Here is a 20,964-nt window from a genome sequence, read left to right on the forward strand (position 1 = left end):
CAAAAGCTATCTTACCCGATGGCTTTTTTTACATTAATGAATACACATGGTTTTTACTGTTGAGATCAGTTATAACTTCCCAAGAGTTTGTGCAAAAAACAAAAATCATGATCCATAAAATTCATCATTTAAAATGCGGCAGTATGTGCCCTGTATGTGCACCTTTATTTGGGCAGAAAGGCTGGAAAGCTGAAATTGTTTGTCATTGTCTTTTGGTAGAAACTGATCGAGGCCTTGTACTGATTGATACCGGATTTGGCCTACAAGATTATCTACACATGCAACAGCGCCTTGGTTCTTTAGTCAAACGGTTGGGGAAAATTGAACCGAATCTTGAGTTCAGTGCTATCCAACAAATTCAGAAACTGGGTTTCCATCCTAAAGATATACAGCACATTTTTGTGACTCACCTCGACTTTGACCATGCAGGCGGAATTTCAGATTTTCCCCACGCCACTGTCCATGTGCTAGCCACTGAATACAATGCTGCGCAACTGCCTAATTTTAAAGGTAAGCTTCGTTATAGAACTAATCAATATAAACAACATCGGTACTGGAACTTTGTTGAGTATCAACAAGGTGAAAAATGGTTTAACCTTGAAAAAGTAAAAGGTTTCCCCCTATTTCAAGATGAAATTTTAATGGTGCCATTATTGGGCCATTCTGCCGGACATTGTGGTATTGCGATAAAACAACAAAATCAATGGTTATTATTTTGTGGAGATGCTTACTACTCACACCTAGAGCTAAATCCAGCAAATAAATTAAGATCTCTTAGCCTTCTAGAAAAGACATTTGCAGAAGACAATGAAAAGCGTCTTATTAACCTAAAAAAATTACAGCATCTGGCTCAACATGAGCCAACGATTGAGATCATTTGTGCACATGACCCCCATGAGCTTCGGCGGTACCAAACATGAAAAAATTTTCGCTCATTGCATTTGCGGTCTGTTTAAGCCTTCAAGGATGTATGCAACACGAAAGTATTGCCCATGAGCACAGACCTCACGATTGGGGATCCTTAATTTCTCAAACTCATAATTTTTATCAAATTAGCAATGATGTTTTCCGGAGTGAACAGCCCGATGCAGCAATGATTCCTGAATTAAAACACCATCAAATTGGGACTGTTATTAACTTAAGAGCCAAAGCATCAGATGATTTAGTCTTTAAAAATGAAAACTTTAATCTTGTTCATATTCCGATTAATACATGGGCAATTGATCGACAAGATTTATTAGAAGTTATGCAGCAAATCCAACTTGCCAAGCAAAATAATCAACGTGTTTTACTACATTGCTATCATGGTTCAGACCGTACAGGGGCCAGCGTCGCCATGTATCGAATTATTTTTGAAAACTGGGCAATTGATGATGCAGTGAAAGAAATGAAACAAGGGGGTTATGGTTATCATATTATTTGGAAGAATATTGACCGTTTATTTACCCCTGAAAATGTAAAATGGATTCAACAGCAACTGTCGAATCCATCTTAATTAGATTTCAGAATAAAATTTAATCTGACTTACGCTGATCTAAAGGCACCCAGTCAATCACCCAAGCTGACTTCATATTTAAACTGGCGTCAGAAGTAATTTTCTTACGTGTAGTATCTGCCGTATCTCTATCTTTTGCAGGACCAACCATAATACGGATACCTTTACTGGTTGGGCTCGTCGTGACCTTATAGCCTTTTGCACGTAATTTAGAGACTACAGCGTCTGCATTTGCTTGGTTAGCAGCCAATGCAACCTGTACCATCCATTTTTTATCACCATTTTCAAGCAACTCACGTGCTTTCTCTGCTTCAGCTTTTTTCTCGGCCTCTGCCTTACGTTTCGCTTCAGCTGCTTTCTTGTCTGCTTCTGCTTGACGTTTCGCTTCAGCAGCCTTTTTGTCAGCTTCTGCTTGGCGCTTCACCTCTGCTGCTTTCTTATCCGCTTCTGCCTGACGTTTCGCTTCAGCTGCTTTTTTATCTGCTTCTGCTTGGCGTTTAGCCTCTGCTGCTTTCTTGTCTGCTTCTGCCTGACGTTTTGCCTCAGCCGCTTTCTTATCCGCCTCAGCTAAGCGTTTCGCTTCAGCAGCTTTTTTATCTGCATCCGCTTTAGCCGGATCTACTGACTTTTTTGTATCAGTTTGCTGCCCTTTTGCCTTATTCTCACTACCCGCGACTTCAGGAGGAATATTATCGGAACTTTCTTGTGCAGCAGCTCGGCGAGCATTAATCGCGGCATATTCAGCAGCAGCTTTACGAGCCGCATCCGCTTCTGCCTGTTGTTGCATTGCCAAGAATTCGGCAGCACGAGCCTCTTGTTCTGCTACAGCTTTTTCACGAGAACGGCGCTGTTCTTCAAGAAGACGTTTTTCTGTTTCAACATCAACTGCAAGTGGCTGTAGCTGTACCATCTGCCCTTCTTGTGCTGATTGCTTTGGCTTAGCTTGTAATTTCGGTGATGTTGAAGTTTGGGGTTGAACATCTACCTGTTTTATTTCTTCATTTCCTTTTAGAAGTAATGCTGCCAATAAAACACCACCACCTAATAAAACAACGCCACCCATCCAGCGTTGTTTGTTATTCATTGACATTCTTCCAAATACTCCCAAATCGCTTCTAAAGTATGAAACGAACCACAGGCTAAAATCAGCTGATTGTTATTTGTTTGCTCAAGCGCTGATTTAAAAGCCTCTTTGATATTGCCAAATTGTTGTATTGTCTGGCCTTGCAGGGCGTCATTCAATTGCTGAATCGGTGCAGCACGCGGCACATTCAACTCAGCAATTTTCCAATGTAAAACAGTAGGTTTCAACAAATCGACTACTGATTTTATATCTTTATCTGCCAGCATTGAAAATACTGCGACAACTTCTGTGTACTGTTTATTGTATTCTAAGAAATTTCGCAATTGCTTTAACAAAAATTCAACACCATGAGGATTATGTCCGGCATCAAAAATAATGGTTTTTCCATTAACTTGGCGCACTTCGAAGCGTCCAGCCAAGCGGGCATTTGTAATGCCCTCCTCTAGCGCTAGTTGCGAGATTTCAAGTCCGCTATTTAATACGACCGCAACTGCTCCTGCAATATTCTCAATTGCAAGTGTACCTAGCGGCAACCTTAAAGTGGTTCCTTCACTTGCAAAATACCAATGTTTTCCATCATCGGCGAGTTTATAAAAATAATCTCTATTAATCGCGTATAGCGTGGCTTGTGAGCTATTTGCCTTATCTTGAATCGCTTGAGGCAAAGATTGCTCACCTGCAAAAATGACAGGAATATGAGGTCGGATAATACCTGCTTTTTCAAAAGCAATTTTTTCGATGGTATCACCTAACCAATCTGTATGGTCAAGACCAATATTGGTAATCACGGCGATATTAGGGTCAATGACGTTGACAACATCAAGACGCCCACCTAAACCGACTTCAAGAACCCATACATCGCATTGTTGCTGTTTAAAAATAACAAAAGCAGCCAAAGTGGTTGCTTCAAAAAAAGATAGGCTTAAATCACACTCGCGACGAGCCTGATCAACTTGTACAAAAGCATCAATCAGGCTTTGGTCATCAACTTCAACTCCACCTAATTTGACTCGCTCGTTAAAACGATAGATATGCGGTGATTGATACAACCCAACTTTGTACTCTTGTGCTTTTAATATAGACGCAAGCGTTGTTGTGGTTGAACCTTTCCCGTTTGTTCCAGCAACAGTAAAAACTTTGGCGTTGGGTTTAGTCACGCCTAATTTTTCTGCTACGGGAATAACACGTTCCAGACCAAGATCGATCCCTGTAACGTGAACATGGCTCCAATAATTGAGCCATGTATCTAAAGAGTCTGTTGAAAGTGGAGCTTGTTGTTTCAAGGTAAGTTCATCAATTTTGATACAAGACGAGATACAGTATCACGTAAAGCATGACGATGAACAATCTGATCGACCACACCATGATCAAGCAGATATTCTGCACGTTGGAACGGTTCTTCTAGTGTTTCACGTACAGTTTGTTCAATCACACGTTTACCGGCAAAGCCAATCATTGCTTTAGGTTCTGCAATATGGATATCACCCAACATTGCTAAAGAAGCTGTTACACCGCCATATACCGGATGTGTTAACACCACGATATAAGGTAAGCCCGCATCTTTTAATTTTTGGATTGCAGCAGAAGTACGCGCCATTTGCATAAGTGACAACATACCTTCTTGCATACGTGCACCACCAGAAGCTGCAAAGCAGATTAATGGCTGACGTTTTTCAATTGCAAGTTCAGCTGCCTTAACAAAACGGTCACCTACTACAGTACCCATTGAGCCGCCCATAAAGTCAAACTCAAAAGCACATGCAATCATATCTACGCCATTTAAGTTACCTTGCATGGCAATTAAAGCTTCCGTTTCACCAGTTTTAGTTTGCGCTTCACGCATACGGTCTGGATACGGTTTGCTATCAACAAACTTTAATGGGTCTTTCGCGCTAAACTCTTGACCTAATTCAGCCACAACATTGTCGAAGAACCAGTTTAAGCGATCGCGAGCTTTCATTCGTAAGTGTTCGTCACACTGTGGACATACATACGCATTAAAAGATATTGCTGTACGTGTCACTAAAGCATGACATTCAGGGCACTCAATAGTTGGCTCAGTAAATGTTGCTTTGAGAGTCTGTTGCTCATCTGCAACTTCAATACCTGGAACTGGACGCTGTGTCCATGGCGTCGAAGGGCTAAGAACTTTCCCTGATTTCACTTCTTGATTCATACTAACTCATCGAGCGCTGCTCGAAGCTCCTTGACTTTATTCACCGTCTGTTCAACAGCTTCATCAGCTGCCAACGTTGCAAAAGATTTAACGAAAGCACTACCTACAATCACGGCATCTGCAACACTACCCATCGCTTTCGCTGAAGCAGCATCACTAATTCCGAAACCAACGCCAACTGGAACGTTAGTCATACCTTTGATTTTTTCAATACGTGCAGCCGCTTCAGAAGTATCCAAAGTCGCTGCACCTGTTACACCTTTGAGTGAAACATAGTAGATAAACCCGCTTGCCTGATTCGCTACGTGTTGAATACGTTGATCAGTTGAAGTTGGTGCAAGTAAGAAAATCTGGTCCATATCATGTTGTTTCAAGATTGCACCAAATTCTTTTGACTCTTCCGGTGGTAAGTCCACAAGTAATAAGCCATCTACACCACATTGTTTCGCATAAGAAACAAACTTCTCGTAACCAATCACTTCAACAGGATTAAGATAACCCATTAAAACTACAGGTGTTTCCTGATCCTGCTCACGAAACTCTTTTACCATGTTCAGCGCATCTAAGGTGTTCGTCCCAGCCGCAAGTGCGCGTTCAGCAGCAAGTGCAATTACCGGACCATCAGCCATCGGGTCTGAAAATGGTAAACCAAGCTCAATGACGTCTACTCCTGCCGCAACCATTTTATGAAGTAACGGCACCGTTACTTGTGGCTGTGGATCACCCGCCATGACATAAGATACAAGCGCTTTACGTTGTTGGGACTGCAGCTTTTCAAAACGGGTGGCAAGACGTGACATAGGGTTGTGCTTTCCTTGAATTATTTAAAATTGAGGAGTTGTTTGTAGAAATACAAGAACACCGCATTTTAACGCTATTTTTTGTTCATTGAACAGGTCTAACGTTATGGCGATATTCGATTGTATGATTCATACAACCCATGGCGTACATTTATCAATATTTTGAAACTTTTCTCAATGATCAAAGCTTCCTATTTTTGGGCCATTATTGATTTACAAATTGAGCAAAAAAGCATCCAAAATTCTATTTCGTTGTATTTTTCTGGATGAGCTGTAATTGCTTTTTTCGAGTTAATAATGTTTGCCCTGTTAAATTTTTATATGCTCTTGCCAGTGCAGACTGATCCGAATAACCCAACTGGTCGGCAATTGCAGTCAGACTTTCATTTTGACTTAACAATATCTCGCAGCGTTTCATACGCTCAGCATCTAAAATTAATTTAAATGAAGTGTTTAATGCCTGTAATTGGCGCTGCAAGCTTCTTACGGAAACATTCAGTTCGATGGCAATATCTTCTATTTTGGGTGCTTGCTGCTTATGCTTAAAGTATTCCTGTACGATCCAATGTATTTGCTGAACTAAATCGGCATGTATTTTCCGCTGAACTAAAGCTTCTTCGGCTTGTTTCACCAAAAGTTGCACTAAAGTTGGGTCTGCATGTTGAGGGCGAACATTTAAACTTTCACTTGCAAAAGTTAATGCATAGTAAGGCCGTTCAAATGACAATTTGCACTGAAAGAAACGTTGATAGTGAACCACTGCCCCACGCGCTCGGTGTACGAACTCTACATGCTGTAAAAGAAACTCATGTAAAGGGGCGATCTGTTTAGCAAGCTGTACCATTGCGGCTAAAGTCAGCTCACTCAGTAGAATATTACTGTCATCGACCAAAGGCCAATATAGGCGAATTTTGGAGGCATCCTGTTCAATTTGTATAGGGACAACCTGTGCACCATCAATGACCAAACGATGAAACTTTGCAATATACTCCACCACTTGACCTAAGGTATCACTTCTGGACGCCATATAACCCAAGACCCCAAAGTTGGCAGGGGTAATACAGGCTGCCATCTCTAAAGCCAAATTAGTCACATGTAATCGCGTTTCAGTTATCTCTAAAAGTTCAATAAAAAGGTCTAAAGAAGATTGAGCATCTATAGAAGCGGATAAAATATTTTGGACTTGACGTGTTTGAATTTCACTTAAATTAAGTGTCTGCCAATCTATTCCCTTTTCTTTTAAATACGTATTCCAAAGGTAGAAGTAACCATTTGATATAGTAAATTCTTGCATGGCGCGTCCTTTTTACTGCCATTTTGTCGCAAACTGTATAAAAATTGGCGATAACTGTCAAAACAAAGCCGACCACTCGCGACATACTAATGAAAAGGTTATAGTTGCGAGAAATAAAAGATGAACGCACATGTTTCTTATCAGGTCGAACCAGTAGTTCGTAAAGATCTCGATTTTCATTTAAACGAAGCACCTCGCTTTTGGTTTAACAATGACCCTTTTTTAACTCGTATGTTTGATGCACTCAGCTTAACCTTTCCAGATGGAGAGCGTTACTTCATTGAATGTGTGCGCATGTTCCGCGACAAAATTGATGACCCTGAACTACAAAAACGAGTTGCGGATTTTATTAAACAAGAAGCTCAACACGGTATTGCACATGACAAAATGAATCAGCTCATGAAAGAGCAAGGCATGCCTGTTGACCAGTTCACAACCACCCTTAAAAAGATTTTCCGCTTTGAACTAACAAAACGTTCACCACAATATAATATTGCCATGACCGCTGCCGCTGAACATTTAACAGCGTTAATGGCAGAAACCTTTTATAGCCATAAAAAAACTTTAGAAAACGCTCATCCTTATGTTCGAGCTTTGTTTGCATGGCATGCGATTGAAGAGATGGAACACCGCGATGTAGCTTTTGATGTGATGAGACAGGTGGGAGAAGTTCCAGAGTCAACACGTCGCTTTGTGCTTGTTTTAACAACCGTACTCATGTTCGGTTTTACGCTTTACCGTACCAACATCATGTTGAAATGTGATGGCTTCAGTCCAAGAGAAAGACTTTTGATGAACCTTAAAGGTTTACCTTGGTTCTTTGGCAAAAATGGCACATTAACAGCTATGAAAAAACAATATCTGGATTGGTTTAAAAAAGATTTTCATCCAAGCCAGCATCCTGTTATTCGTCAGTATCCCGTTTGGATTGAAACTTTGGAAAAAACAAATGACCCTATTGCAGCGGGTGAAGCATTTTGGCAAGCAGGTTTATAACCTGCTTGTTACCATTTTGCATAATGTTGCTCTAGTAAACCGTATTGTTCTTTGCAATTGATTATATCGGTTGTCTCATGCTCAATCGTGCCGCTAATTTTAGCTTGCCATTGATTGAACTGACTGCCAATCATTCTTAAGTTTATATTTTCATACCGGCACCAACCAATATGCACTTGTAGATTAAGTTTTTGATCTAGAGAACTAACTTGCCAAAGTTCATCATTTACTTTTTCAAATAAAACGTCTGTTAGCGGAAATAAAACTCCGTTAATCCATAGGCAGTTTTCATTACCAAAACTTTCATTAACACCCGAGGCCAGATTTAACCCAATACGACGCCCCTGTTCATCCCAGAAGTTACATGAGAGCCAGAACCAAGCTGTTTCAGGACGTAAAAATCCGCAAGTATCATCTAGCGATGCAAATGTCTTTTCATCAAATTGTACAACTTGATTTTGCTTATTAATGAACATTCCCTCTACAGCCAAAGTGGTCTGCTTTTGGGTATAGGTCCAACCATTGATGCCTGTTGGTGTACACAAGCTTAAAATATCTGTTCCGGCGCAGAAAATACGGGCACTCAGACAAATTTCACCATATTTAGTCACCCGAATGTATCGCACACCATTAGCATGCTGAATATCAAACTGATAAGGCGATTTAGAAAAATAACTTTGATTAAACAAAGGCTGTTCATCAAGATAAGTCTTATGACCTAACGGCTGAATAGCATTCCACTCAATGACTTGCCCTGTTTCATGATCATAGATATAGAAAAACCCGTGTCCAACCCAACCAATATCTGCGATGGCTAGACCAATACTATAATGTTTATGTTGAATGCCACAAAATTTAAATTTCTTATATTTTAATTGTTTGCGCCAGCCTTTTAGGACTTTACCATAAGGAGTTTTATAAATATAACGTTGGACATGAATGGTGGACGGTACAGATTCAAAACGCCCATAACGAGGCTGTCCATTTTCTTGAATTAAATCCATTTACCCACTTCCATATGAATATTAGATTTCAAATGACCTATCCCACAGTCAAATATGTATTTTCCCAAATTGTTGCAGCAAAATCGCCTTTTATTAAATGAATATAACGGCCTGCCACGCAATCTATCGCTAAACAGTCATCAATATCAATGACCCGGTCTGTATGTGCTTTTTGCCACTGCCGATCTATAAATTGTTTACCTAATTGTTTGGCAACTACCGTGTTGGGTGCCACCACAAACTCATAACGATGAAGTTCACCGAATTCACTTGCATTATATCCACCTAGATTAATTAAATATAACTTTAAATCATCTGGTTGTGGAGCAGCATCTGTAAAATGAATTTGATAATTTTGCCCTTGAGAGCTAACACCAGAGAGCTTGGCCCAAGCATCAATATGTAATCCTTGAGCCTCACCAAACCAAGCCTGTTTAAGTTGAGGATAAACTTCTTCCAAAGTATCTCCTACAGCCATGACCACATCATGAACTTCTGTATTAGCACGTGCATGACGCCCGCCCAACATCACCATAAACAAGCTTGGCATTGTATCCTCTTACATCTCGACCATTTCTACGCCATCAATGCGTGCAACTGTCATTAAGTCTTTATCGCCACGGCCTGAAACAGTCGCAATAATAATCTGATCTTTAGACATCGTCGGTGCAAGCTTAGACACATAGGCCATCGCGTGCGAGCTTTCAAGCGCAGGAATAATCCCTTCGATTTTGGTTAAGTCACGGAAACCTTGAAGAGCCTCTGTATCGTTAATTGGAACGTATTCTACGCGTTTCATATCTTTCAAGAAGCTATGTTCAGGACCAACACCCGGATAATCAAGGCCCGCCGAGATACTGTGTGTCTCAATAATCTGGCCCTGTTCATCACTCATTAAGTAAGTACGGTTACCATGTAATACACCCACATGGCCCGCATTTAACGGCGCAGAGTGTTTACCAGTTTCAATACCAAAACCAGCAGCTTCAACACCATACATTTTTACACTGGCATCGTTTAAGAACGGATAGAACAAGCCCATTGCATTCGAACCACCACCTACACAAGCAACTAATGCATCTGGTAAGCGACCTGCTTGTTCCAAAATCTGTTTACGCGCTTCACGACCAATAATTGACTGGAAGTCACGAACAAGTTGAGGATAAGGATGCGGGCCTGCAACTGTACCAATCACATAATATGTTGTATCAACGTTGGTTACCCAGTCACGCATCGCTTCGTTCATGGCATCTTTTAATGTTTTAGAGCCACTTTGCACAGGTACAACTGTTGCACCCAACAAACGCATACGGTAAACGTTCATCGCTTGACGCTTAACGTCTTCAGCACCCATATAAACAACACATTCAAGACCTAAACGTGCTGCAATTGTTGCTGTTGCTACACCATGCTGGCCTGCACCAGTTTCGGCAATAATACGTTTTTTACCAGAAAGCTTTGCCAATAACGCCTGACCAATCGTGTTGTTTACCTTGTGTGAGCCAGTATGGTTCAAGTCTTCACGTTTAAGGTAAATTTGCGCACCACCTAACTCTTTTGACCATCGCTCAGCATAATAAAGTGGACTAGGACGACCTACATAGTAGGCGAGGTCACGGTCGAATTCTGCCAAAAACTGTTCATCATTTTTCATGCGGGAATAGAGATTTTCCAAATCTTCTAATGCCGCCATTAAAGTTTCTGACACAAAACGTCCGCCATGGATACCGAAATGCCCATTTGCATCTGGGAATTGGGTATAGTCAATCACATTATTTTGCTGATCCACGTTGGACTCCTTGCATAAATCGTTCAATGAGTTGTTGGTCTTTTATACCTTTTGCGGACTCTACGCCTCCGCTCACATCTACTGCAAAAGCACCGGTAGTATGAATAGCGTCAATGACATTGTCAGGGGTTAAACCACCTGCCAAGATTAATGGAATATCAAGTTTCGGGAATTTAGACCAGTCAAACTGATGTCCTGTGCCCCCTTTAAGCTCAGGATGCCATGCATCGAGCAATACAGCACTGGCACCAGCTGCCTGATATTTTTGAATTTCAGCAATTACATCCAGATCAGGTTTAACCTGAATCGCTTTATACCAGCGACGTTTACAATGACGCGCTATTTCCTGACATTGTTCTGGAGTTTCATCGCCATGTAGTTGTAATACATCTAGGGGAACACAATCAAGTATATCCTGAATTTCAGTAACACTCGCGTTTACAAACAAACCCACCATTTGTACATAAGGCGGAACGAGTTTTGCTAATTCTTCTGCCTGTTCAACTGTTACATTTCTTGGACTCGGCGGAAAAAAAACAAAGCCTATCGCATCTGCTCCCGCTGCAACTACTGCCTGAACATCTTGCTTGCGAGTAATTCCACAGATTTTTGCTCGTGTACGTTTTTGGTTTGATTGGCTCATGAGCTGCTTAAACTACAACCATTTCTTAAAATAAGCGCCATTGTAATGCAATTTTTGCCCCTTGCGTAAAAGTTCTCAGGGAATTGCTTTAAATGACATTGTACGAAGTAATTCGGCACTTTATACTGCGTTCAAATGGAAGCAAGTGTAAGCAATTCATGCTTTAGGGAAGCTGGTGAAAGTCCGGCACTGCCCCCGCAACGGTAACAATGTAAAGCATATTTTTTAAGTCGAAATCGACTTACACCACTGCAGTAGTGTGGGAAGGTGAATATGTCCATAAATGAATTATGGCGCTGAAGTCCGGAGACCTACTTGTTTCATCTATCTACCCGATCATTCACGTGGGGTGAATGTATGGAGCATGTTATGTCTAAATCTTTTCAACCTACTCGTCTGGTAGGGGCTATCGCTATTGCGATGGGGTGTTCACCTGTTATTTTTGCTGAAGATGCAACAGATGCAACTCAGCTTGACCCAATTGTTATCACTGCTTCAAAAAGTGCTGAAAAAGCAAGTGAAGTTCCAGCGCGTATTTCAGTAATCTCTAAAGAAGAAATTGAAAAAAATCCTGTTTTAAATTTATCTGATGTATTACAAAAAGATGCATCTATTTATATAAAACAATCTGGTGGCGTTGGTCAGCTCACAGACCTATCTTTACGCGGTGGACAAACGGGCTCAACATTATTATTAAAAAATGGCGCTCGCTTAAATACTCAAAATGGCTTAGGCCCTGTTTCACCTGAATTTATTAACCTATCAGATGTAGACCAAATCGAAATTTTAAAAGGCCCAGCATCTGTTCAATATGGTTCAGATGCTATTAGTGGCGTAGTACAATTAATTTCCAATAATCCAATAAAATCTGGAGCAAGTTTAACAGGTGTGTATGGTGAAAACCGTACTTATAAAACACTTGTAAATGCCGATTATGTAGATGACAGTGGTTTTTATGCAAGTATCGGTGGTCAACGGATGGAAACTGATGGTACTAGTATTATCAATATACAAGATAAAAGTGAAAAAGCAGCATTTGACCAAAAAGGATATAATGCAAAAATTGGTTATAGTAATGATGTAATTAACACAAGCTTAGCAATTGACCAAAATCAAGGTACGAATAACTATACTACGAACTATTCAACGAACAATGCAAAACGTAATTTTGAAAATCGTCTAGTAAATTGGCTGGCTAGTTATAAGGCTTCTTCTGATTTAGTTTTAAATGCACGTTATTCTCACTATCTTGATAAAATCGAACAAGTAATTTATCAAAGCCACTTTAATACAACCTCTGATGAAGGGGACATAAATGCCAAATGGAATTTTGTACCAAATCAGAATATTTTAGCGGGTGTTACATACAATCGATCAAAATATGATGCTAGCTCATCTCCTGAAGCTGTAAGAGATATCAGCTCTACAGGTTATTATTTACAACATCAATATAACGATAATGGTATTCATACTCAGGTTGGTGTCCGAGTTGAAGATAATGATTGGTTTGGTACACATACAGTTGGACAAGCTGCAATTCGTTATCAAATCTCTCCTCTAACAAGTATCTACACTAACATTGGTACTGCATTCAAAGCACCGACCCTTGAACATCTATATGGCTCTTACGGCTATGATTTTTATAGTAACCCTGATCTAAAACCTGAAGAAAGCAAGTCATATGAAATTGGTATAGATCAGAAATTTAATTATGGTATTTCTGCCTATCTTTCTGGCTACTATACAGATGTTAAAAATTTAATTAGTTATGGTGCTATAAATGGTAGAACAACATATATCAACTTAAATAAAGCTGATATGAAAGGTGGTGAAATAGGTCTAAAGTGGTCTAAGGATAATATCTTTGTTAATGCTGAATACGCTTATGTAGAAGCTAGAGATAAAGATAAAGACATAGATGTCCCTTATCGTCCCCGTCAAACATATACTTTAACTGCAGGCTATGATGATGGTATTTATGGGGTGAATGCTTCTCTAGTCTCTCGCTCTAAAGCAAACGCACAAAATATTGAAAACTCAGTTAAAGTTCCAGGCTATGCAACTGTTGATTTAAATGCTTTTTGGAATATGAATCCAAATATAAAGTTATTTACGAACATCCAGAATATTGGTGATGTACGTTATAACACTGCATATAATGCTCAATCTTCATTCTCTCCGGAATACTGGTATATCAACGGTGGCCGCCAAGCTTCTGTTGGCGTAACTTTCCGTTATTAATTTCTCAATCTGATTATAAAAATATTTTCTTAACTCCAGTTTCGGGGTAATGTTCTGACCGACATTATCCCCTTTTTTATGTTCAGGATATCTATCATGGGACACCGTTTAAGCAAAATCTATACACGCACAGGCGATTCAGGTACCACAGGTTTAGGCGATGGCTCTCGTGTTGCTAAAGATGATCTAAGAATTGCGGCACTTGGTGATGTCGATGAACTAAACGCCATTATTGGTGTGCTCCGTGCACAAATTACAGCCAGCCAAATAACTAATAAGGCTGATTGGGATAAAAGCTTAAGTCTGATTCAACATTGGCTTTTTGATTTAGGTGGAGAGGTTTGTATTCCAAATTACAATTTGCTTCAGCCGGTTTGTATTGAATTTCTTGAAAAAGAAATTGACCGTATGAATGAAGATTTGCCTATGCTAAAAGAATTTATTCTGCCATCTGGTTCTTTATCTTGCAGTTATGCCCATCAAGCCCGTGCCGTTTGTCGTCGTGCAGAGCGATCGCTCATGTCAGTACAAACTCGCGATCAAAATATTCAAGCCACTGCCCTTCAACTTTTAAATCGTCTATCTGACTGGTTATTTGTCGCATCGCGTGCTTTACAGCGTGCTGAAGGTGGACAAGAAGTCCTTTGGCAAAAAAATATTAATGAGATGATTTAAAAATAGATTAAGTTAAGAATGATCTCTATGTTTAAAGAGATCATTATCAAAAAGAACGGACAATAGAAATCTATGCGCATTATTGGTCATCGTGGTGCACGCCGAGAAGCTCCTGAAAATACATTAGGTGGTTTTCAGCACATTAAAAATTTAGGTATTCGTGGTGTCGAATTTGATATTCGTCAGCTGCAAGATCAAGAGTTGGTCGTCATTCATGATGATAATTTTTTGCGCACGGCAGGTGTCGACCAAATTGTAGAGCTATCAACTTTGGCTCAAGCATTATCATTTGATCATCGTCAAAATTGGCCTAACTGGCCAACCTCTGAACCAACCCCTACTCTTACAGGCGTTTTAAATTTACTTGATAACTTTGATCATATTGAAGTTGAAGTTAAAGCTGTAAGAGATATGGCATTAGCAGAAAAGTTAATTCAAAAGCTTGAGACTGAGTTACAAGGTTTCGAGAAAGTCGTGACCATCACAAGTTTTGATCTTCAAATTCTAACCGCTTTACGTGATATCAACTCTCAATTTAAACGCGGATTGTTAGTTGAACTTCCGGTTGGAGCAACAGCGATTGAACTTGCTCATCAATATGGGTGCTGTCATATTGGCTGGCATGATCAACTTGCAACAGATGAAATGATTCAATTGTCGCATCAAGCTGGTTTGAACATTAGTGTCTGGACAGTGAACGATGTAGAAAGAGCAAAAAGACTACGGGATTTAGATATTCAGGGCTTAATTACAGATACTCCAACCACAATGCTTGAAGCTCTTTAAATATAAAAAAGGTGGTACTGACCACCTTTTATTTTTTCTCGGCCTGAATCAAACGCTGACCGCTTTGATCAAGTAGATATAAGGTATTACCTACCAACTGGAAGCGTTTAATACGTTGTAAAGAATCGACCAATTCTGCTTCTTGAGCCAACGCGCCATCACAACTCGAATGACCTGCGTTAACTTCCATATCAAGTTTCTTTTGGCTGAAATCAAAAGTATATCGTCCAAAAACACGATTACATCCTGTATGACCAGTTACTGTTTTGACTGTAGAGTTCAATGAAAGAGTCGGCCACTGGTTAAAGAATTTTGCCTTATGACCATTTATCTGGGTAATTTGCCAATCTATATCTTGAACACCATCTGGACTCACTTTCTTTTTCACAACTGGCGTTTGTACACGATGTGTTGGTTTTACTTGGCCTTTGTGATTATTTGGTTGCGGCGTGCTTTGACATGCTGCCAATACAAGGCTGATTGCGATGAAAAGACATTTCAATGGCAATTTCCTTGCAATATCAATGCTATTCTTTTTTCTCAATCGCTGTATTTTCATTACACAACTTCTCCTATCTGAAATGTTGTCAGGCATGGTTTAATTCTGTTACGGTTCTTTCAATACATCTGTACAATAATGCTAGTGATTCTCACTAAGCACGTGCTAATATGATGTGCAAAATAGCAATATATCTTGAAGATTGGTTTTGCTATGTCGATTTGTCTTTTTACCTTGTATGACAAGGTTTCTAGGAGCGCTGCCGGATATGACTTCCGCCCCACTCAAGGCCCCAATTAACTGGACCGCTAGCATTACCTTAATTGGTTTACCAATTCTTGCTGCAATCATAATCCCGATTTATGCGTATTATTATGATTTTAGTGTAAGCGCATGGGTAAGCTTATTTTTTCTTTTAGCTTTAAGTAGCATGGGGATTACTGCTGGTTACCATCGTCTTTGGGCACATCGTGCTTATGAAGCGTCGTTACCACTTAAAATTCTTTTAATGATTGGCGGCACATTTGCTGTACAAAACAGTATTCTGTTTTGGGCATCTGGTCACCGTACCCATCACCGTCATGTCGACGATGTAGATGAAGATCCATATTCAATTGAACGTGGCTTTTGGTATGCCCATATGGGTTGGATGATCCGCGATCATTCTCCATCTGAACCAGATTTTAAAAATGCACCAGACTTACTCAATGACAAACTGGTGATGTTCCAACATAAATACTATGCCTTGATGGTCGTAGCAGTTCACGTTGGTATTTTAGGTTTGGTTGGCTGGGCAACTGGCGATTTATGGGGTGTTGTACTTCTTGGTGGTCTATTACGTTTAATCATTAGTCATCAAGTTACATTCTTCATCAACTCACTTTGCCACATGTTCGGTAAACGTCCTTATACTGATGAAAACTCAGCACGCGATAACTTCTGGTTAGCGATTGCAACTTGGGGCGAGGGTTACCACAACTATCACCATATTTTCCAGTACGATTATCGTAATGGTGTGAAATGGTGGCAATATGATCCAACAAAATGGCTCATTTGGACATGCTCTAAGATCGGTTTAGCAAAGAACCTACGTCGTATTCCAAGCTTTAATATTAAAAAAGCAGAATTGGCAATGAAGTTTAAATATGCTGAACAAGACTTGGCTATTTATGGTCATGATGTAAATGCCGACATTAGTCAAATGAAGCAACGTATTGCTCAAGAGTATGAAGCATTTACGCATACTTTAAATGACTGGGCGAAACTCAAAGAACAAGAGTTACAAGCAAAGAAAGCAGCAATGGCTGAAAAGATTCACAAAATGGATCACAAGTTAAAAGTTGATTTCCAATTGCTTGAACATCGTTTGAGTCATCACCGTGAGTGTTTAGAAACTTTAATGCGTAACATTAAAAAGAACACAAACGTCGTACCAGACTAATACGTCTTTATCCCGAAATAGCACCTGTAGAGCCATACTTTGCAGGTGCTATTTTTTTGGCTTGTTTTTAACTATGGTATAGTGAATTTTGCCTCAAATATTTAGTCCAGCCTATGCAATTTAATCCGCTTTATTCATCGCTCAATCCTAAGCTTTTTCATATCCAGCAACCTTCTCCGCTTCGTGGTGCAAAGGCTGGACACTTTAATTTAGCTTTAGCCGAAGAGTTACAATGGACAGATGAAGAAAAACAGGCTTGGGTAGAAATTTGCAGTGGTCAGCGTACCTTCTCGGAATTCCCGCCTTTGGCTATGGTGTATGCAGGCCATCAGTTTGGGCAATGGGCCGGTCAACTAGGCGACGGACGTGGCTTACTCATTGCGCAGATTCTTAATAAAAAAGGCCAAACTATAGATTTACATTTAAAAGGTGCAGGCCCTACACCCTATTCGCGTATGGGAGATGGGCGAGCAGTTTTACGCTCTGTTATTCGTGAATATTTAGCAGGACATGCTTTAAATGCTTTAGGGGTTGCCTCTAGTCACGCAATAGGTTTTACAAGCTCCACTCAAGGTGTACAGCGTGAAAAGCTAGAACCTGGCGCAATGTTACTTAGAACATCTGAATGTCATATTCGTTTAGGCCATTTTGAATGGATCAATCAATATGCACCTGAGCTATTGGCCGAGTTCACACAAAAATGTATTGAATGGCACTATCCAGAATGCCAACAAGAAGAGCAACCTATTTTAGCTTTTGCTAAAGCTGTGATTAGAAATACAGCCATTATGATCGCCAAATGGCAGTTGGTCGGTTTTGCTCATGGTGTGATGAATACCGATAACTTAAATATTACGGGTTCTACACTCGATTTTGGTCCATACGGTTTTATGGAACGTTTCCGACCAAATTGGATTAACAACCATTCCGATTACCAAGGGCGTTACACCTATCAAAACCAACCGAGTATTGCGCACTGGAACTTATGGACTTGGTTAAATAATCTCATTCCACTTGCCGAACCTGAGCATAAAGAGCAGTTCAAAGAAGCGCTGGCCGCTTGCCTAGAAGAATTTGAGCCGACTTTTATTGAGCATTACACCACTGGGTTATGTCAAAAAATGGGGCTTCCTCATTTTCATAAAGACAGTACTGAATGCGGCTTAAGCTTTTTGCGTATTCTGCAAGCGGAGCAGCTCGATTACACCCAAAGCTTCATTCGCCTTCAAAATAAAGAATACAAAGCTTTACGTGATGACTGCCTTGATATTCGACAATTTGATGCATTCCTTACGCAGTATCAAAACATCCGTGAATATCAAGATATTGATGAGCTTGATGCAAACATGCAGCAGGTAAATCCAATTTATATCTTACGTAACCATATGGCACAGCGAGCTATTGAGGCAGCGGAGCGAGATGATTTTAGTGAGGTTGACCGCTTATTTAAGCTACTCAACCATCCCTATACAAGACAACCAGATTTGGAAAAACCGGAAGATTTAGGTCCGTTACCAAGCGATGTACCTGATGTAGCGGTGAGCTGTTCTTCTTAATTTTTTATCCACATTTTCTGTGGATAACATTGTGGTTATCCACAGCATAACTTTTCTAAGCAATTATTCTTCTGGATATTCGAAGCGGTAACCTACTCCATAAACAGCTTGAATCCACTCATGACGGTTACCAGTTTCGGCCACTTCCGTGATTTTTCGACGCAAGTTTTTAATATGGCTATCAATAACTCGGTCGGCAACATCAAAGCTATCCGGATTAATATGATCTAATAATTGTGCACGTGAATAAACTTGCCCCACATGTTCTAAAAATAACTCAAGTAGGCGAAATTCTGTTGGCGTTAAACTTAAAGATTTTTGTTGATACCAAATTCTTTGCTGTGCTTTATCAATACGGAAAGAATCATTTTGCTCTGGCTCAGCCTTACGTTCTAAACGACGTAAAACGGCCTGCACACGAGCAACCAGTTCTTTTGGACTAAAAGGTTTGCACACATAATCATCTGCCCCCATGTTTAGGCCCAAGACACGATCAATTTCTTCAGTACGTGCCGTCACCATAATAATCGGTAAATCTGACTGTTCACGTACCTTACGGCAAATCGTTAAACCATCCATTCTTGGAACCATTAAGTCCAGAATCATTAAATTAGGTTTACGTTGTTGAAAGCTCGTGTAAGCATCCTGACCATCATGAAACATGCTTACTTCGAATCCAGCAGCCTCAAGATAATCACGCACCAAATGCGCTAACTCGACTTCATCCTCAACCAACATAATATGTTTCATGGGCCATTTTTCCTTTTATTTAACTCTGCTTTTTAAAGGTCAGTACACAACGTAAACCACCTAATGGTGAGTGTTCAAAACTGAGTGTACCACCAAGCGCCTGCGCAATTTTACAAGATAAAGCTAAGCCTAGTCCTGTTCCACCTGTACTACGCGTACGCGAATCATCGACACGATAAAAACGTTCACCTAAACGTGATAATTGCTCATCACTTAAACCAAATGGACTGTCATCAACATATAAAGTCCACTCCTGAGGCGTTTGATTTATATGAATATGAATCTTTCCACCTGTTTCGGTATAGCGAATACTATTACCGATCAAGTTAACAATAATTTGTTTAAATCGATCACGGTCTAACAATAAAGAAGCGCCTTCACCTTCCACCTCAATTTCTAACCCTGCTTGTTCGAGTTTAGGTCTGAAATTTTCGACTTCTTGCAGTATAACTTCCCAAGGATTAACCGAACTCAAATAACATTTAAGTTGTTGAGCATCAGCCTGAGCCAAGTCTGCCAGATCTTGTGTCAATTTCTTTAAACTCGAAACTTGTCGCATCATGGCATCAAGATGTTCAGGTGTTGCCTTTCGGATACCATCTTGCATCGCTTCAATCTGCGCTTGCAAAACAGCCAATGGAGTTTTCAATTCATGAGAGGTATCTGCAACCCATTGACGTCGTGATTCTTCATGCTGATGTAAAATTTCAGCTAAATGATTTAATTGAGTAGATAAATCACCTAACTCATCATTTCGTTTAATCACAACTTGGTGTTGATAATTACCTTTTGTTAACTCATTTGTTGCATTTAATAGACGCTGAATTGGCTTTTTAAAATAAGTTGCCATTAAAAGTGCTGCAACTAAACTCGACAGTAATGTTAAGGCATAAATTAAAAGTAAATAGCGCTTTTGATTACTGAAGAAATTAATACTTAATGCATCTTCTTTATCTAAAACTGGTTTTAGACCTAAATAACCCACGACCTGACTATTAACCATAATCGGGCGATAAGACATCTGATCCGAAGATGGAGGTTCACCGACTACGAACTGGTGTTTGGCATCATATAAAGATAAACGAGAACTTAAGCCCAGCCGGTCTGGTAAAGCAATAAAACGTTTCTTACCATTTTGCGTCTCAATGTCTTTGAGGCTTCCTTTTTTTGATTTGTTTTTATCATCGCTTGGACGAAACTGGTTTGCACTTAGCGGGAATCTTAAACCTTCAAATGGTTGATATTCCGAAGGTAAGTTTTGCTCAAGTGTACGTAGTTCTTCATCACTAAAAATAGAGTTTTTATTTACCGTTCCCGCATCTGGAGAAATATTAATGAGAGTGTGTTCATCGAAAGAATGCTGCTGAATGGCAATATCATATTGGCGCCGTAACCACCACTGGGAAAGACGGTCATAATCATCTGGTGCTGCCGTTCCTTCAATTTGTAAGATTTGCGCCTGAATCGCATTCCCCCAATCATGATAAACGGTATATACATTTCCCAGATTAGTAATAAGCCGATCTAGCTTTTGCATTTCAACATCGGCTACATATTTGGCAAAGTTCTTTTGCATCGTCCAGTGCAGTACACTCAAACTCGCAGTTGCAATTAACAGCGTGGTAAGCAAGACCGTTAAAAATAACCGCAAGGCTATGGGAACACGTAGAACGTTCAAAAGCACTCTCTCATTTTTACTCTATATTTTGCATTGTAACCAACAACAAAAAGAAAA

At 40.0% G+C, this 20,964-nt stretch carries 20 protein-coding genes and 1 riboswitch; of the genes, 8 read left to right on the plus strand and 12 right to left on the minus strand.

The window, feature by feature from the left end; all coding sequences use genetic code 11:
- The first annotated feature begins 107 nt into the window (after positions 1-107).
- Positions 108-920 (plus strand): MBL fold metallo-hydrolase, encoded by an 813-nt coding sequence (locus tag KNQ97_RS07755; RefSeq protein WP_086262263.1) that lies wholly within the window; start codon positions 108-110, stop codon positions 918-920.
- Positions 917-1,495, plus strand: coding sequence for a dual specificity protein phosphatase family protein (locus KNQ97_RS07760; RefSeq protein WP_253612034.1), 579 nt, complete (start codon positions 917-919; stop codon positions 1,493-1,495). Before KNQ97_RS07755 ends, KNQ97_RS07760 begins: the two co-directional genes overlap by 4 nt.
- 19 nt (positions 1,496-1,514) lie before the next feature.
- Here the strand turns inward: KNQ97_RS07760 and KNQ97_RS07765 are convergent, their stop codons facing one another.
- The 5 genes from KNQ97_RS07765 to KNQ97_RS07785 all read right to left on the minus strand — a co-directional run bounded on the left by KNQ97_RS07765 (position 1,515) and on the right by KNQ97_RS07785 (position 6,849).
- Complete coding sequence (locus tag KNQ97_RS07765) at positions 1,515-2,585, minus strand: SPOR domain-containing protein (RefSeq protein WP_002046710.1); 1,071 nt, start codon at positions 2,583-2,585, stop codon at positions 1,515-1,517.
- Complete coding sequence (gene folC / locus KNQ97_RS07770; protein ID WP_253612035.1) at positions 2,576-3,862, minus strand: bifunctional tetrahydrofolate synthase/dihydrofolate synthase; 1,287 nt, start codon at positions 3,860-3,862, stop codon at positions 2,576-2,578. Before folC ends, KNQ97_RS07765 begins: the two co-directional genes overlap by 10 nt.
- Positions 3,859-4,755, minus strand: coding sequence for an acetyl-CoA carboxylase, carboxyltransferase subunit beta (gene accD / locus KNQ97_RS07775; RefSeq protein WP_001071168.1), 897 nt, complete (start codon positions 4,753-4,755; stop codon positions 3,859-3,861). The genes folC and accD overlap by 4 nt, the downstream gene beginning before the upstream one ends.
- A complete protein-coding gene (gene trpA, locus KNQ97_RS07780) occupies positions 4,752-5,555 on the minus strand; it encodes a tryptophan synthase subunit alpha (RefSeq protein WP_000088559.1) in 804 nt (267 codons plus the stop codon). The genes accD and trpA overlap by 4 nt, the downstream gene beginning before the upstream one ends.
- Before the next feature lie 244 nt (positions 5,556-5,799).
- The gene (locus tag KNQ97_RS07785) at positions 5,800-6,849 is read right to left on the minus strand and encodes an AraC family transcriptional regulator (protein WP_032025863.1); all 1,050 of its coding nucleotides are present in this window, start codon (positions 6,847-6,849) and stop codon (positions 5,800-5,802) included.
- A gap of 120 nt (positions 6,850-6,969) precedes the next feature.
- Between KNQ97_RS07785 and KNQ97_RS07790 the strand changes: the two genes are divergently transcribed.
- On the plus strand, positions 6,970-7,845 hold the full coding sequence (locus KNQ97_RS07790; RefSeq protein WP_000991229.1) for a metal-dependent hydrolase: 876 nt from the start codon (positions 6,970-6,972) through the stop codon (positions 7,843-7,845).
- A gap of 8 nt (positions 7,846-7,853) precedes the next feature.
- Here the strand turns inward: KNQ97_RS07790 and KNQ97_RS07795 are convergent, their stop codons facing one another.
- From KNQ97_RS07795 to KNQ97_RS07810, 4 genes are read right to left on the minus strand one after another with little or no spacing between them, the layout of a single operon-like run.
- Complete coding sequence (locus KNQ97_RS07795; protein WP_253612036.1) at positions 7,854-8,849, minus strand: DUF2804 domain-containing protein; 996 nt, start codon at positions 8,847-8,849, stop codon at positions 7,854-7,856.
- Between the two features lie 37 nt (positions 8,850-8,886).
- On the minus strand, positions 8,887-9,399 hold the full coding sequence (locus KNQ97_RS07800) for a DUF1543 domain-containing protein (RefSeq protein ID WP_001139544.1): 513 nt from the start codon (positions 9,397-9,399) through the stop codon (positions 8,887-8,889).
- A gap of 9 nt (positions 9,400-9,408) precedes the next feature.
- Complete coding sequence (trpB, locus tag KNQ97_RS07805) at positions 9,409-10,638, minus strand: tryptophan synthase subunit beta (protein ID WP_000372737.1); 1,230 nt, start codon at positions 10,636-10,638, stop codon at positions 9,409-9,411.
- Positions 10,622-11,281, minus strand: coding sequence for a phosphoribosylanthranilate isomerase (locus KNQ97_RS07810; RefSeq protein WP_000083551.1), 660 nt, complete (start codon positions 11,279-11,281; stop codon positions 10,622-10,624). Before KNQ97_RS07810 ends, trpB begins: the two co-directional genes overlap by 17 nt.
- 126 nt (positions 11,282-11,407) lie before the next feature.
- Positions 11,408-11,615, plus strand: a riboswitch (cobalamin riboswitch).
- Positions 11,616-11,650: 35 nt separating this feature from the next.
- Between KNQ97_RS07810 and KNQ97_RS07815 the strand changes: the two genes are divergently transcribed.
- The 3 genes from KNQ97_RS07815 (at position 11,651) to KNQ97_RS07825 (ending at position 14,983) form a co-directional block, all read left to right on the plus strand.
- Positions 11,651-13,522 (plus strand): TonB-dependent siderophore receptor, encoded by a 1,872-nt coding sequence (locus KNQ97_RS07815; protein WP_253612038.1) that lies wholly within the window; start codon positions 11,651-11,653, stop codon positions 13,520-13,522.
- Between the two features lie 96 nt (positions 13,523-13,618).
- On the plus strand, positions 13,619-14,197 hold the full coding sequence (locus KNQ97_RS07820) for a cob(I)yrinic acid a,c-diamide adenosyltransferase (protein ID WP_103235984.1): 579 nt from the start codon (positions 13,619-13,621) through the stop codon (positions 14,195-14,197).
- A gap of 72 nt (positions 14,198-14,269) precedes the next feature.
- Entirely contained in the window at positions 14,270-14,983 is a 714-nt protein-coding gene (locus tag KNQ97_RS07825) for a glycerophosphodiester phosphodiesterase (RefSeq protein ID WP_103235983.1), read from the plus strand.
- A 28-nt stretch (positions 14,984-15,011) separates the two neighbouring features.
- On the opposite strand, the gene KNQ97_RS07830 is transcribed toward KNQ97_RS07825, so the two are convergent.
- A complete protein-coding gene (locus KNQ97_RS07830; protein WP_000701693.1) occupies positions 15,012-15,542 on the minus strand; it encodes an META domain-containing protein in 531 nt (176 codons plus the stop codon).
- A gap of 208 nt (positions 15,543-15,750) precedes the next feature.
- On the opposite strand from KNQ97_RS07830, the gene KNQ97_RS07835 reads away from it, so the two are divergent.
- Together KNQ97_RS07835 and KNQ97_RS07840 are read left to right on the plus strand one after the other, a co-directional pair.
- Complete coding sequence (locus tag KNQ97_RS07835) at positions 15,751-16,923, plus strand: acyl-CoA desaturase (protein WP_000199593.1); 1,173 nt, start codon at positions 15,751-15,753, stop codon at positions 16,921-16,923.
- 113 nt (positions 16,924-17,036) lie between these two features.
- Complete coding sequence (locus KNQ97_RS07840; protein WP_065708328.1) at positions 17,037-18,479, plus strand: YdiU family protein; 1,443 nt, start codon at positions 17,037-17,039, stop codon at positions 18,477-18,479.
- Between the two features lie 63 nt (positions 18,480-18,542).
- Here KNQ97_RS07840 and KNQ97_RS07845 read toward each other — a convergent pair whose 3' ends face one another.
- Together KNQ97_RS07845 and baeS are read right to left on the minus strand one after the other, a co-directional pair.
- The gene (locus KNQ97_RS07845) at positions 18,543-19,229 is read right to left on the minus strand and encodes a response regulator (protein ID WP_000680577.1); all 687 of its coding nucleotides are present in this window, start codon (positions 19,227-19,229) and stop codon (positions 18,543-18,545) included.
- Positions 19,230-19,248: 19 nt separating this feature from the next.
- Entirely contained in the window at positions 19,249-20,907 is a 1,659-nt protein-coding gene (baeS, locus tag KNQ97_RS07850) for a sensor histidine kinase efflux regulator BaeS (protein WP_031999367.1), read from the minus strand.
- Positions 20,908-20,964 lie beyond the last annotated feature (57 nt).

Origin of the sequence: Acinetobacter sp. UC24323 (genome assembly GCF_024151445.1) — a bacterium.
In the GTDB taxonomy this organism is placed as follows: Bacteria; Pseudomonadota; Gammaproteobacteria; order Pseudomonadales; family Moraxellaceae; genus Acinetobacter; species Acinetobacter baumannii.